This is a genomic window from Inquilinus sp. 2KB_23, from assembly GCF_052115705.1.
In the GTDB taxonomy this organism is placed as follows: domain Bacteria; phylum Pseudomonadota; class Alphaproteobacteria; order DSM-16000; family Inquilinaceae; genus Inquilinus; species Inquilinus ginsengisoli_A.
Window position 1 is genome coordinate 1 of record NZ_JBFRHF010000016.1, and the last position, 12867, is coordinate 12867.

Consider the following 12867-nt stretch of genomic DNA (forward strand, 5'->3'; position numbering starts at 1 on the left):
CTCACACCTGAGCCATCCTACCGAACCGGCTTGCACCGATCCGATACTCATAGCTCTACTAGCGTCCGAGATACCGCGCCCGCTTGTTTGTGCCTCCCACCAGAGACCAAACCGCCGGCCGCGTATCCCTTCTCCACTCTCGTCCAACTTGTCCAAGATCCGTGGCTCACCACTCGATTTCCCGAGCTTCAGAGCCGCATCCGCCCGCCGCGCCTTCCCCCTTCAAGGGACGGCCCGCCAGGGCAGAGGCAACGATGTAATCTCTCCGACTTCTTAGTGCAACCGAATTTTCATCCGGCCCACCGTCTCGTCACCGCCGCTTCGCTTTCGCTCGCCGCCGTGTCGCCGTCGGTGAAGCGGTTTATAGGGAGGTCACCACACCCTGTCAAACGCTTTGTGACGAAAAAAATGCGGACACCGATTTCTCCCCGCGAGGCGCTTTCCCGCGCAAGGCAGAAGGGCCGTCTGACATCGATGGACCAGGTCGGTACGGCCCGGTCCAGCCCCACCTAGATGGTTCTCTACGCGGGCGCGCGCAAGGGCATGCGCTTGTCAGGCGAAAACGGCCCCATCGGTTGACCTCGATCCGCCGGTCCCGCATCTTCGGCCGTCGATCCGGGCGCGCCCATGCCGAACGGGCGGCGCCCCACCCCGCCCCATTGGAGACCGGCCCATTGCGACTCGCGCCGATCGCAGCCCTGTCCTTTCTCGCGCTGGCCGGATTCGGCATCGGCGCGTTCCTCCTCCCCGGATCCCCGCCCGAGGCCGATGCGGCCACCGAGGCCCCGTCGCTGCGGTCCGAGCTGCGCGACCAGATCGCCTATCAGGCGCTGCGCCCGGCGCCGGCCGGGCTGTCGGACTGGATGCTGTCGAATGTCGCCGAAGGGCTGCTGGCCCGCCGCGGCCGCAGCGGCCCGGAGCGCAAGGTACTGGAGGTCGCCGAGGGCGACACGCTGGGCGGCCTGCTGACCGAGGCCGGAGTCGATGAGGGCGATGCCCATGCCGCCGTCTCCGCCCTCGATGGGCTGTACGACCCGACCCGGCTGAAGATCGGCCAGCCGGTCACCCTGACCTTCGACCGCCGCGGCCATGACCGGGTGCTGCGGGCGGTGACGCTGATGCCGGAGGTCGACCGCACCGTCACCGCCCGCCGCGCGCCCGATGGCGGCTTCCGCAGCAGCGAAGCGGAAATGGAGCTGGAGAGCCGGCCGGTCGGGGTTCAGGGCCAGATCGAATCGAGCCTGTATGCCGACGCCACCGCCGCCGGGGTGCCCGACGCGGTGGTGCTGTCACTGCTGCAGACCTGGGCCTATTCGGTCGATTTCCAGCGCGACCTGCAGCCGGGCGACCGATTCGCCGTGCTGTTCTCCCAGGACCACAACGCCGACGGCAGTGTCGCCCGACTCGGGCCGGTCGAGATGGCCCGGCTCGAACTCACCGGCAAGACGCTGACCATGTACCGGTTCGAGAGCCGCGACGGCACGGTCGACTATTACGACCGCGACGGCACCAGCGTGCGCCGCCTGCTGCTGCGCACCCCGGTCGACGGGGCGCGGCTGACCTCGCGATTCGGTGCCCGGCGCCACCCGATCCTGGGCTACACCCGGATGCATCGCGGCGTCGATTTCGGGGCGGCGCGCGGCACCCCGATCTATGCCGCCGGCGACGGGATGGTCGAGATCATCGGCACCCAGCGCGGCTATGGCCGCTATATCCGGCTGCGCCACAGCAACCGGCTGTCGACCGCCTATGCCCATATGAGCCGCTTCGCCAAGCTGGCGAAGGGGGCGCGGGTGCGGCAGGGCGAGGTGATCGGCTATGTCGGCGCCACCGGCCAGGCCACCGGGCCGCATCTGCACTACGAGGTGCTGGTCGGCGGCGCCCAGGTCAACCCGCTGAGCGTCGACCTGCCGACCGGCAACACACTGGAGGGCCGCGACCGCGCCGAGTTCCGCCGCCGGATCGAGGAGATCGACCGCCGGTTCACGCGGCTGACCGAACAAGCGCCGGTCGCCGCCAATCCCCGCGCCGGTGGCTAGGCCGCTTCGGCGAAGCGCAGCGTCAGGCCGGTTCCCGGCAAAGGCGGCACCACCACCTCACCCTGCTGTCGGACATGCGCGACATGGCCCGCGACCAGGCAGGCCTCGCACGCCGCCAAGTCACGGCTGGCGAGGTGAAGCACCGGCGCGGCGCCGAATCCGAGGGTGAATCCGCCGACGCCGACCGAATCGCCGTCGCGCGACGCTCCGTCCAGCGCCGCCCAGGCCGCGGCCGCCGATTCGGTCAGCGGCCCGGCCAGGTCGAGACCGAGGATCCCGGTGGCGCCATTGGGGTGGCGCTCCCACTCCGGCCGGCGCAGCAGCTCCGGCGTCCGGTGCTCGCAGGCGAAGAGCGGCAGGCCGAAGGCGTCGCGCCGGGCCGGATGGGCGAGCCGGAAGGCGGGCTGCACCGGGCCGTCGGGCAGGTCCAGCAGCCGGGCGAGATGGCGCGGCGGCTCCGCCCCTGCCCCGGCCGCCGCGAAAGCCGCCGCCGCCGAATCGGCCGATCCGGTCGCCAGCGCGATGCCGAGCAGGCCCTCGCCCTCCCCCGCCAGCCGCTCGCCCAGGCCGTTGTCGAACTGCGTGGGGTCGAGCACGCCGAGCAGCTCGACATAGTCGGTGGCCAGCATGATGCAGTAGTTCGCGGTGCCCCAGCCGATGTGCCGGCCCCGCGGCGTCACGGTGAAGCCGAGCCGGCGCCAGGTGTCACGCGCCTGGTCCAGCGCCGCGACCGCCAGGATGACATGGTCGAGCCCGGTGATCGCCGGCATCAGAAGCCCCCATGTTCGGCCAGATGCGCCGCCTCATCCGGTGTGCTGTCCCGCCCCAGAATGGGGTTGCGGTGCGGGAAGCGGCCGAAGCGTTCGATCACCGCGAGATGGCGCCGGGCGTAGTCGACATATTCCGGATCACTCAACCCCGCGGCCGACAGCGCGACGCTGCGATGCTGATCGGCCAGGTCCTCGCTGTGCTCGAAGGGCAGGTACAGGAACAGCCGGTGGTCCTCGCCGATCGACGGATCGCGGTCGAAACCTTGGTCCACCGCCGCCTTGGCGGTCGCCAGCGCCCGGGCGTCGGTGGCGAAGGCGCGTGGCGTGCCTCGGAACAGGTTGCGCGGGACCTGGTCGAGCACGATGCACAGCGCGACGGCGCCGAGCGGCGTCCCGCCCCAATCGTCGTGCCGGCCGGCCGCGGCCTCCTCATGCAGGGTGAGGAACCGGGCGCGAATCTCGGCATCGAAGCCGGCATCGCCGCCGAACCAGCGCTCCTTGCCCGACGGCTGGAACCAGAAGGACAGCACGTCGCTGGCAGCGACGGACAGAAGGGTCATGCCGGGCACACTCCGTAGCCGATGGCGTCGTCGAAGACGGCATGCAGCGGATCCTCGGCCAGGTCCAGCCCCGCGACCGGATCGAGCCGGCGGGCGAATCGGTCGGCCATCAGCGCCTTGCGCCGGTCGCCGGCGGCGAGATCGGCCACGGCCTCCTCCAGCATCAGCGCCGCGGCCAGTAGTTTCGCCGCGGGCTGCAGCAGCTTGCGGGCCAGACGCGGCCCATCCTCCGGCCGAGCCCGCAGATGGGCGAAGCCGGCGCGGCACGAGTCGAGCGTCGGGCGCAGCTGGGCCGCGATTCCCGCCAGGGCGGCCGGCGCGGCGTCGAGAATGCCGGAGACCCGGTCGAGGAAGGCCCGATCGCCCGGCAGCTTACCGATGGTGGCGCGCAGGAACTCCAGCGCCTGGACATTGGCCGGCCCCTCCCACACCGCGGTGACCAGGGCGTCGCGGTACAGCCGGGCGGTCGGCCATTCCTCGGTGTAGCCGTTGCCGCCGACGATCTCGACCGCCCGGGCCGCAGCCACGGTGGCCTGCTCTGCGGTCCAGTACTTGGCCAGGGCGACCACGCCGCGGCGCCAGCCCTCGACCGCCGGATCCTCGCCCGGCGCCTCGAACGCCTCGGCGGCCTCGAAGGCCAGCGCGGCCGCGGCCTCTTGGGTCGCGGCGAGGTCGAGCAGCGCGTCGCGCATCATCGGAGTCGTCCGCAGCAGCGTGCCGCCGACCGTGCGGTGGCTGGTCCAGGCCAGCGATTCGAGCAAGGCGCGGCGATGCATCCCGGCGGCGCCGAAGGCGTTGTGCACCCGGCTGTATTCCAGCGCCTCGAGCATCGCCTTCAGCCCATGCGGTGGCGGCGCCACCTCCAGCGCCCAGGCGCCGTCGAGCACGGTTTCGCCGGTGGCCAGGCCACGGGTGCCGATCTTGTCCTTCAGCCGGCGGACATGCAGCCGGTTCGGCGTGCCGTCGGGCAGGGCCGAGGGCACGAGGTAGCAGCCTAGGCCGCGGGCCCCGTCCGGTGCGCCGCGCGGCCGGGCGGTCGCCAGGGCCACCCCGGCGCCGGCGTTGCTGGTGAACCATTTGAGGCCGGTCAGTCGCCAGGCCGATCCGTCCGGCTCCGCCACCGTGGTGGTGGCGCCGACATCGGTGCCGCCATGCAGCTCGGTCGCCCAGGTGCCGCCGGTCAGGGCCTGCCCGTCCATCCGCGCGAGCTGGGGCAGCCAGTCGGCGCGGACAGCATCCGGCGCCAGCCGGTCGAGCACCCAGGCGACGGCGCCGGTCAGGGTCACCGGGCAATGCAGCGAGACATCGGCCTGGGACAGCACGCCGCCCATGACGAAGGACAGCAGATGCGGCGCCCGCCCCGGCCCACCCACCTCGGACCCGAAGGCCAGGCCGATGATGCCGCGGCAATAGGCTTCGGCATGGCAGGCCCGGTATTCGGCGTTCAGCACCACCCGGCTGGTCGACCGGCCCTGGCCGTCATGGGTCTCCAGCCGCGGCGGCGCGTGCCGGCTGGTGTAGTCGGCCTGGGCCTCGACGGTGTCGCCGACCCAGGCGCCGAACTCCGCCAGCCGGTCGCCGAAGCGGGGCAGCAGGTCCGGGCTGCGCCGCACCAGGCGGCGGATGAGGTCGCGGTCGCGGGTGAAGAGGTTCAGGCCGCGCACCGCGGGCGGGGCGTCCAGCGGCCGGGTCTCGATCCGATCCATGACAGCAGCCTCCGAGAAAAGCACCGGCCCAAAATAGCACGAGGCGGCGCAAGCGCCGCCTCGTCCAGGATCATTGCCGCCGCAGGGCAGCTCAATGGGCGTTGGCCCAGACCTTGCGCTTCACGGCATAGAGCAGCCCGGCGAAGACGATCAGGAACAGGATCACCTTGATGCCGATGTGCTTGCGGTCCTCGAGCGAGGGTTCGGCTGTCCACATCAGGAAGTTGACGACATCCCAGGCTTCCTGTTCATGCGTCGCCTTGGTGCCGTCGGTGTAGGTGACGGCGTCGTCGGTAATCATGTTCGGCATCGCCGTGACATGGCCGGGGAAGGCGGCGTTGTAGTTCAACCCGTCCGGGACCTTGAAGCCCTCGGGCGCGTCATGGAAGCCGGTGAGGAAGGCGTAGATGTAGTTCGGGCCATCGGTCTCGCCACCCTCGCCGCGCGCCTTGGCCATCAGCGACAGGTCCGGCGGGGTCTTCCCGCCATTGGCCGCAGCCGCCGCCTTGTCGTTCGGGAACGGGTTGTGGAACGGGTCGGCCGGCAGTGCGGTGCGCTCGATCGGCTCGCCGGCGTCGTTGGTGTCGGCGACCTTGTATTCGGCGGCGATCGCCTTGACCTCGTTCTCGTTGAAGCCGAGCCCCGTGAGGTCACGGAAGTACATCAGCTTCATCGAATGGCAGTTCGAGCAGACCTCCTTGTAGACCTGGAAGCCGCGCTGGGCGGAGGCCCGGTCGAAGGTGCCGAAGAAGCCGCCGAACGACCAGTTCTGCTCCTTCGGGGCGGCCTCGCCTTCGGCCGCCTGGGCGGCCGGGACGATGGTTCCGAGCGACAGCACCACGGCAGCGGCGGCGCCGATGATCTTCAGCTGGGCGGATTTCAGCATGATCTTGTCGAAGAGCGGCATGGTCACGCCTTCACCGTGTTCGGAGCGGCCGACGGGCCGAGGACGGATTCGCTGATGCTACGGGGCAACGGCAGCGGCCGCTCGATCTTGCCCAGGATCGGCAGGATCACCAGGAAATGCAGGAAGTAGTAGACCATGCCGACCTGGCCGATCACCACGGCCGGCCCTTCCGGCGGCTGCGACCCGGCATAGCCAAGGCCGATCACCGAGATCACCAGCAGCCAGAAGAACCAGCGGTAGACCGGGCGGAAGCGGGTGCTGCGGACGCGGCTGGTGTCGAGCCAGGGCAGCACGAACAGCACCGCGATGGCGCCGAACATGGCGATGACGCCCAGCAGCTTCGCCGGGATGCCGAACAGGCTGAAGGTGATCGAGCGCAGGATCGCGTAGAACGGCAGGAAGTACCATTCGGGCACGATGTGCGCCGGCGTCTGCAGCGGGTTGGCCTGGATGTAATTGTCCGCATGCCCCATGAAGTTCGGCATGAAGAACACCATGAAGGCGTAGAAGACCAGGAACACGACGATGCCGAAGCTGTCCTTGACCGTGTAGTACGGGTGGAACGGCAGCGTGTCCTGCGGGCCCTTCGGATCGATGCCGGACGGGTTGTTCGAGCCGGTGACGTGGAACGCGCCGATATGGATGACGACCACGCCCAGGATCACGAAGGGCATCAGGAAGTGCAGCGAGTAGAAGCGGTTCAGCGTCGGATTGTCGACTGCGAAGCCGCCCCACAGCCAGGTCACGATGTTCTCGCCGACCAGCGGGATGGCCGAAAACAGGTTGGTGATGACGGTGGCGCCCCAGAAGCTCATCTGGCCCCAGGGCAGCACGTAGCCCATGAAGGCGGTGGCCATCATCAGCAGGAAGATCACCACGCCGAAGATCCACACCAGCTCGCGCGGCGACTTGTAGGAGCCGTAGTACATGCCGCGGAAGATGTGGATGTAGACGGCGATGAAGAACATCGACGCGCCGTTGGCATGGATATAGCGCAACAGCCAGCCGTAGTTGACGTCGCGCATGATGCGCTCGACCGACTGGAAGGCGAAGTCGACATGCGGCGTGTACTGCATCGACAGGAACAGGCCGCTGGCGATCATGATCACCAGCATCATCCCGGCGATGGCGCCGAAGTTCCACAGGTAGTTGAAGTTCCGCGGCGCCGGATATTCGCCATACTCCTTGGAGAGCATGGAGAAGATCGGCAGCCGCGCGTCGATCCAACGGATCGCCGGGTTCTGGAAGGTCGACTCAGCCGAGCCGTTCGAGCCATGGGCCATGAGGGTAGTCTCCGGAACGAGCGGCTCAGCCGATCTTGATCTTCGTGTCGGTGGTGAAGGCGTAGGTCGGCACGACCAGGTTGGCCGGCGCCGGGCCCTGCCGGATGCGCCCCGAGGTGTCGTAGATCGAACCGTGGCAAGGGCAGAACCAGCCGCCGTAGGGGCCGCGGTTGTCGCCCGGGTTCTGGCCCAGCGGGATGCAGCCGAGATGGGTGCAGACGCCAACGACCACCAGCCACTCCGCCTTCTGCACCCGCGCGGAGTCGGGCTGCGGGTCCGGCAGCACGCCGAGATCGACGTCCTGGGCGGCCTTGATCTGGTCTTCCGGACGGTGGCGGATGAAGACCGGCTTGCCGCGCCACTTCACCGTCAGCGACTGGCCGACCGCGGCGGGCGCCAGGTCGACCTCGACCGAGGCGAGGGCCAGCACGTCCTTCGACGGGTTCATGCTGTCGATCAGCGGCCAGGCGACGCTGCCCACGCCGACCGCGCCGACCGCGCCGGTCAGGAGATACAGGAAGTCACGGCGGGTGCCCCCCTCCCCGGAAGCATGGTGGCCAGACGGCGTGTGGCTCGGGCCGGGTGCGCCCTGGAGGGTGGTGTCCGACATCGCTGCAACGGTCCTTGGGTAGCTGCTCGACCTTGTTGTTACCCATTACCCGCGTCGAAGGCTGGCTTCGGCAACGGGACAGGGCGCCGCATCCCTGGCAGAAGGCGGCCCCGGGTCTATACAATGCCGACCCGACCCTGGCAATTCGCTAGAACCAATATCGACCAGTCGCCGCAACGGGAATTCATGCGCCTCGTCCTCTATGAGCCGGATATTCCGCAAAACACCGGCACCATGCTGCGCCTCGGGGCGGCTCTCGGGGTCGCCGTCGACCTGATCGAACCCTGCGGTTTCCTGATCGACGACCGGCGGCTGCGGCGCGCCGCCATGGACTATGCCGATTTCCTCGACCTCACCCGCTGGACCAGCTGGCGGCGCTATTCCGAGGCCGGCCACGCCGGCCGCCTGGTGCTGCTGACCACCCGCGCGGCGCAGCCCTATACCGAATTCGCCTTCGCCGCCGACGACCGCATCATGGTCGGGCGCGAAAGCGCCGGCGTGCCCGACGCGGTGCATGACGCGGCCGGGGCCCGGCTGGTGATCCCGCTGCGGCCCGAGGCCCGCTCGATCAACGTCGCCACCGCGGCGGCGATGGTGCTGGGTGAGGCGATTCGCCAGACCACGTTATCTATGATCGCTCGGAGATAGGCCTGCGGCTGAAACGCCGATTCCCGCCCCTTCCCGCCCCCGCTAAGGTGCCCGCCCACCCGTGAAGGCCCGCCGCATGAGCACGACATCGCCCGCCGCCCCCGATCCGCAGCGAGTCGAGGCGCAGAAGACCGAGGCCGCGACCTGGTTCGCCGAGCTGCGCGACCGGATCTGCGCCGCCTTYGAAGCGATCGAGGACGACCATGCCGGGCCGTTCGCCGGCCGGCCGGCCGGCCGATTCGAGCGCCGTGCCTGGGACCGGCCGGGCGGCGGCGGCGGTGTGATGTCGACCATGCGCGGCCGGGTGTTCGAGAAGGTCGGGGTCAATATCTCGACCGTCCACGGCGAATTCTCCGAAGCCTTCCGGGCGCAGATCCCGGGCGCCGCCGGCGACGGACGGTTCTGGGCGGCCGGCATCAGCCTGGTGGCGCATCTGCACAGCCCGCTGGTGCCGGCGGTGCACATGAACACCCGTCGCATCGTCACCTCGATCGGCTGGTTCGGCGGCGGCGCCGACTTGACCCCGATGGTGCCCGACGAGACCGACACCCGGGACTTCCACGCCGCGCTGAAGACGGCCTGCGACCGGCACGATCCGGCGTACCACCCGCGCTTCAAGGAGGCCTGCGACAAGTATTTCTACCTGCCGCACCGCGACGAGCCGCGCGGCGTCGGCGGCATCTTCTTCGACAATCTCGACACCGGTGACTGGGACGCCGATTTCGCCTTCACCCGCGATGTCGGCCTGGCCTTCCTGGATTGCTATCCCGGCATCGTCCGCCGCCACATGGACAGGCCCTGGACCGAGGCGCAGCGTGCCCATCAGCTGCAGCGCCGCGGCCGCTATGTCGAGTTCAACCTGCTCTACGACCGCGGCACCACCTTCGGCCTGAAGACCGGCGGCAACACCGAGGCGATCCTGATGTCCCTGCCGCCGATGGTGACCTGGCCTTAGAGACCGCCTGTAAACGCTACTGGTGCGGCCGTCTCGCGGCGGCTTCTCCGCTTCCGGCGCTTACGGACGAGCATGTCCGCTGCGCTCCGGTTCTCGAAGCCACCACCAGCCGACTCACACCAGCGCGTTTCCAAACGATCTCTTTGAAGAATTGCAATTTCGATCACGTGGGATTATTCTCCCCGGGCATTTTGTTCTGAATTCACGACCCGATAATTGTGGATCGCACATCTGATTTCACTATTCGTGCCCCTGTGTGCAATTGACATCGACCGTTGGGCAATTTTGAGAAGCGACTAATTTTCGTCGTCGCGCTGTGGCTTCGTCAGTTTGGCTGCCCCCTCCAGACGATCCTGTTGCTCTGGTGCCAGACCTCGTCTGCCGCAGCCTGCGCATTCCGTGGAGGTCACCGGATGATCGTCGGGATTCCCGTCTACCAGCAGGTCGATCTGCTCGACGTCACCGCACCGCACGAGGTGTTCAAATGGGTGGGCCCGGATGTCGAGGTGCGGCTGCTCGCCGGCTCGACCGAGGAGCCGATCGTGACGCGCGACGGCTTTCGCTTCCTGGCCACGCATCGGTTCGCCGACACGAAGAAGCTCGACATCCTCTGGGTCCCCGGCGGCGATCCCAAGGCGCTGGCGCCGATCATGAGCGGAAAGGAGCCGCGCGACGTCCTGGATTTCCTGCGTCGCATCGGCCCGCATGCGGGCTGGGTCTGCTCGGTGTGTGAGGGTGCCCTGCTGCTTGCGGCCGCCGGGCTGCTCGACGGCTACCACGCCACCACGCACTGGGCATTCATCCCGTGCCTGAAGGAGTTCGACAAGGTCTCCGTCGTGAAGGGATTTCCGCGCTTCCACCAAGACCGCAACCGCCTGACCGGCGGCGGCATCTCGTCCGGGCTCGACGAATCGCTACATCTCGTCCGGCTGTTAAAGGGAGATGACGCGGCGCGCGAGGTCCAGCGCACCATCCAGTATTACCCGAAGCCGCCGTTCCGCAGCGACCTGAAGGCCCCGGCAAACTGCATGTTCTCCTGGTAGGGCCCGTCATTTCCGCAACTGCATTTTCAACCGAAGGAGATTTCCCGATGGCCCGTTCAAGCTCCGACATTGCCGGCAAGTGGACCTATCGCAGCTTCAACAACGATCCCGTGCAGGTCGGGGACGACCCGAAGAAGGCGCTCGCCCTGATCTTCGCCGAGGCCGCGCTGCTGCTGCGGCCGCTCAATAATGTCGACTTCGCCGGCCTGCTCGATTGGGACGGTGGCGGCATGGACCTAAAGGGCAAAATGATCGAAGGCAGCCCCGACATGCCCGTGGCCTTCGCCATCGTCGGCTACGGCCGGCAGGGCACCTCCACCGACGGCTGGGAATACGGCTATAACGGTTGCCTGCCCTACACATGGCCGGAGGGGATCGACCAAGTCCCCTCCCTGGTCGGGTCGATCGTCCGGGTCAAGCCGCACAACGGCAGGCCGGCCGGCTACACCGCCAGCTTCGTCGCGGTGCTGAACAAGGGGTGACATCAGGCCGGTCGGACCATGGGTCCGGCCGGCACTATTTCCGCGGGGCGAAGCTCAGGCGGACGAAGCGCGACCGGTCGGCGCCGATGACCACGGCGTCGATCCGGCGCGCCGTACAGCGGGCCGGGCACCAGCACCGGGACATGCGCCACCCCACCGGGCCGAAGCGGAAGCCCTCAAGATACTGCCGCGCGACGCGTCGGAATTGCGGCCCGGCCCCGGCGGCTACACCGGCTGCTGCTACACCGGCTTCGGATCGAAGCTGTCGGACCGGGCGAGGTTCCAGCTGTCGGCGTACAGCGTGCTCTTCGACTCGCCGTCGACCAGTTCGCCCGGCTTGGCAAAGTAATGCAGCTGGGAGAACAACCGAACCTCGGCCGTGCCGGTCCGCCGCACCAGGTGGTGGGGGCCGAGCTGGGAGGGGTGCTCCAGACCCGCCGCCGCCAGCATCTCGGCCAGGGCCTTCAGGGTGTTGCGGTGGAAGCTGCGCACCCGCTCGGCCTTGTCCGGCACCACCAGGGCCCGCTGGCGCAACGGGTCCTGGGTGGCCACGCCGGTCGGGCAGCGGTTGGTGTGGCAGCTCTGCGACTGGATGCAGCCGATCGCGAACATGAAGCCGCGCGCCGCATTGGCCCAGTCGGCGCCGATCGCCAGCAGGCTGGCGATGTCGAAGGCGCTGACCACCTTGCCGGCGGCGCCGATGCGGATCTTGCTGCGCAGATTGGCGCCGACCAGGGCGTTGTGGACGAACAGCAGGCCCTCGCGCATCGGCACGCCGATATGGTCGGTGAATTCGACCGGCGCCGCGCCGGTGCCGCCCTCGGCGCCGTCGACCACAATGAAGTCAGGCAGGATGCCGGTCTCCAGCATCGCCTTGACGATGCCCATGAACTCCCAGGGATGGCCGAGGCAGAACTTGAAGCCGACCGGCTTGCCGCCGGACAGCTCGCGCAGCCGGGCGATGAAGCCCATCATCTCGACCGGCGTGGAGAAGGCGCTGTGGCTGGACGGCGAGATGCAGTCCTGCCCGACCGGCACGCCGCGGGTCTCGGCGATCTCCGGCGTCACCTTGCGCGCCGGCAGGATGCCGCCATGGCCGGGCTTGGCCCCCTGGCTGAGCTTGATCTCGATCATCTTGACCTGGTCGCTCTGCGCCTGCTCGGCGAAGCGCTCCGGGTCGAAATGCCCGTCGGCGGTGCGGCAGCCGAAATAGCCGCTGCCCAGCTCCCACACCAGATCGCCCTGGTTCTCGCGGTGGTAGGGGCTGATGCTGCCCTCGCCGGTGTCATGGGCGAAGCCGCCCAGCCTGGCGCCGCGGTTCAGCGCCCGGATGGCGTTGGCGCTGAGCGCGCCGAAGCTGATCGCCGAGATGTTGAACACCGAATGCGAATAGGGCTTGGTGCATTGCGGCCCGCCGACGGTGATGCGGAAGGTCGCGGGGTCGGCCACCGGCGCCGGCCGGGTGGAATGGCCGATGAACTCGTAGCCCGGCTGGTAGACGTCGAGCAGCGTGCCGAACGGCTTTTCCCCGCCCTCGTTCTTGGCGCGGGCGTAGACCAGCGAGCGCTGGGCCCGCGAGAAGGGCAGCATCTCGTTGTCGGATTCCAGCAGGTACTGCCGGATCTCCGGCCGGATGCCCTCCACGAGGTAGCGGATGTGGCCGATCACCGGATAGTTGCGCCGCACCGCATGCGGCGCCTGCACCAGATCCCAGACCCCGAGCAGGCTGAGCAGCCCGGCGACCGCCGTCACCGGCCACAGCCAGTGGACCTGGCCGAGCAGCGGCAGGGTGGCCAGGGTGATCAGGACCAGCAGCCCGAAGGCCACGTAGCGGTTCAGCAGGGACATCGGGACCTCGGCGGCA

At 68.8% G+C, this 12867-nt stretch carries 12 protein-coding genes; 5 read left to right on the forward strand and 7 right to left on the reverse strand.

Going from position 1 to position 12867, the window contains the following annotated elements; translation table 11 throughout:
* Positions 1 to 674: 674 nt before the first annotated feature.
* On the forward strand, positions 675 to 2039 hold the full coding sequence (locus AB4112_RS20290) for a peptidoglycan DD-metalloendopeptidase family protein (protein ID WP_309797441.1): 1365 nt from the start codon (positions 675 to 677) through the stop codon (positions 2037 to 2039).
* On the opposite strand, the gene AB4112_RS20295 is transcribed toward AB4112_RS20290, so the two are convergent.
* The 6 genes from AB4112_RS20295 to petA all read right to left on the reverse strand — a co-directional run bounded on the left by AB4112_RS20295 (position 2036) and on the right by petA (position 7875).
* Entirely contained in the window at positions 2036 to 2809 is a 774-nt protein-coding gene (locus AB4112_RS20295) for a VOC family protein (RefSeq protein ID WP_309797439.1), read from the reverse strand. The genes AB4112_RS20290 and AB4112_RS20295 overlap by 4 nt on opposite strands.
* Positions 2809 to 3369 (reverse strand): DUF924 family protein, encoded by a 561-nt coding sequence (locus tag AB4112_RS20300; RefSeq protein ID WP_309797438.1) that lies wholly within the window; start codon positions 3367 to 3369, stop codon positions 2809 to 2811. Before AB4112_RS20300 ends, AB4112_RS20295 begins: the two co-directional genes overlap by 1 nt.
* Positions 3366 to 5075 (reverse strand): acyl-CoA dehydrogenase family protein, encoded by a 1710-nt coding sequence (locus AB4112_RS20305; protein WP_309797436.1) that lies wholly within the window; start codon positions 5073 to 5075, stop codon positions 3366 to 3368. The genes AB4112_RS20300 and AB4112_RS20305 overlap by 4 nt, the downstream gene beginning before the upstream one ends.
* A gap of 91 nt (positions 5076 to 5166) precedes the next feature.
* Entirely contained in the window at positions 5167 to 5982 is an 816-nt protein-coding gene (locus tag AB4112_RS20310) for a cytochrome c1 (protein ID WP_309797435.1), read from the reverse strand.
* 2 nt (positions 5983 to 5984) lie between these two features.
* A complete protein-coding gene (locus AB4112_RS20315; RefSeq protein ID WP_309797433.1) occupies positions 5985 to 7265 on the reverse strand; it encodes a cytochrome b in 1281 nt (426 codons plus the stop codon).
* Between the two features lie 25 nt (positions 7266 to 7290).
* The gene (gene petA / locus AB4112_RS20320) at positions 7291 to 7875 is read right to left on the reverse strand and encodes a ubiquinol-cytochrome c reductase iron-sulfur subunit (RefSeq protein WP_309797431.1); all 585 of its coding nucleotides are present in this window, start codon (positions 7873 to 7875) and stop codon (positions 7291 to 7293) included.
* A gap of 186 nt (positions 7876 to 8061) precedes the next feature.
* On the opposite strand from petA, the gene AB4112_RS20325 reads away from it, so the two are divergent.
* The 4 genes from AB4112_RS20325 (at position 8062) to AB4112_RS20340 (ending at position 11003) form a co-directional block, all read left to right on the forward strand.
* Entirely contained in the window at positions 8062 to 8523 is a 462-nt protein-coding gene (locus AB4112_RS20325) for a tRNA (cytidine(34)-2'-O)-methyltransferase (RefSeq protein WP_309797430.1), read from the forward strand.
* 76 nt (positions 8524 to 8599) lie between these two features.
* Positions 8600 to 9478, forward strand: coding sequence for an oxygen-dependent coproporphyrinogen oxidase (hemF, locus tag AB4112_RS20330; protein WP_441722619.1), 879 nt, complete (start codon positions 8600 to 8602; stop codon positions 9476 to 9478).
* Between the two features lie 413 nt (positions 9479 to 9891).
* The gene (locus tag AB4112_RS20335; protein WP_309797426.1) at positions 9892 to 10521 is read left to right on the forward strand and encodes a DJ-1/PfpI family protein; all 630 of its coding nucleotides are present in this window, start codon (positions 9892 to 9894) and stop codon (positions 10519 to 10521) included.
* Between the two features lie 47 nt (positions 10522 to 10568).
* Positions 10569 to 11003 carry a hypothetical protein gene (locus AB4112_RS20340; protein WP_441722622.1) on the forward strand — a complete coding sequence of 145 codons (435 nt, stop codon included), beginning with the start codon at positions 10569 to 10571 and terminating at the stop codon, positions 11001 to 11003.
* A gap of 240 nt (positions 11004 to 11243) precedes the next feature.
* On the opposite strand, the gene AB4112_RS20345 is transcribed toward AB4112_RS20340, so the two are convergent.
* The gene (locus tag AB4112_RS20345) at positions 11244 to 12851 is read right to left on the reverse strand and encodes an FMN-binding glutamate synthase family protein (protein ID WP_309797421.1); all 1608 of its coding nucleotides are present in this window, start codon (positions 12849 to 12851) and stop codon (positions 11244 to 11246) included.
* Positions 12852 to 12867 lie beyond the last annotated feature (16 nt).

Coding starts and splice junctions, on each gene's coding strand:
- AB4112_RS20295 (WP_309797439.1), bottom strand. CDS start 2,809: ATGCCGGCGATCACCGGGCTCGACCATGTCATCCTGGCGGTCGCGGCG.
- AB4112_RS20300 (WP_309797438.1), bottom strand. CDS start 3,369: ATGACCCTTCTGTCCGTCGCTGCCAGCGACGTGCTGTCCTTCTGGTTC.
- AB4112_RS20305 (WP_309797436.1), bottom strand. CDS start 5,075: ATGGATCGGATCGAGACCCGGCCGCTGGACGCCCCGCCCGCGGTGCGC.
- AB4112_RS20310 (WP_309797435.1), bottom strand. CDS start 5,982: ATGCCGCTCTTCGACAAGATCATGCTGAAATCCGCCCAGCTGAAGATC.
- AB4112_RS20315 (WP_309797433.1), bottom strand. CDS start 7,265: ATGGCCCATGGCTCGAACGGCTCGGCTGAGTCGACCTTCCAGAACCCG.
- petA (WP_309797431.1), bottom strand. CDS start 7,875: ATGTCGGACACCACCCTCCAGGGCGCACCCGGCCCGAGCCACACGCCG.
- AB4112_RS20325 (WP_309797430.1), top strand. CDS start 8,062: ATGCGCCTCGTCCTCTATGAGCCGGATATTCCGCAAAACACCGGCACC.
- AB4112_RS20335 (WP_309797426.1), top strand. CDS start 9,892: ATGATCGTCGGGATTCCCGTCTACCAGCAGGTCGATCTGCTCGACGTC.
- AB4112_RS20340 (WP_441722622.1), top strand. CDS start 10,569: ATGGCCCGTTCAAGCTCCGACATTGCCGGCAAGTGGACCTATCGCAGC.
- AB4112_RS20345 (WP_309797421.1), bottom strand. CDS start 12,851: ATGTCCCTGCTGAACCGCTACGTGGCCTTCGGGCTGCTGGTCCTGATC.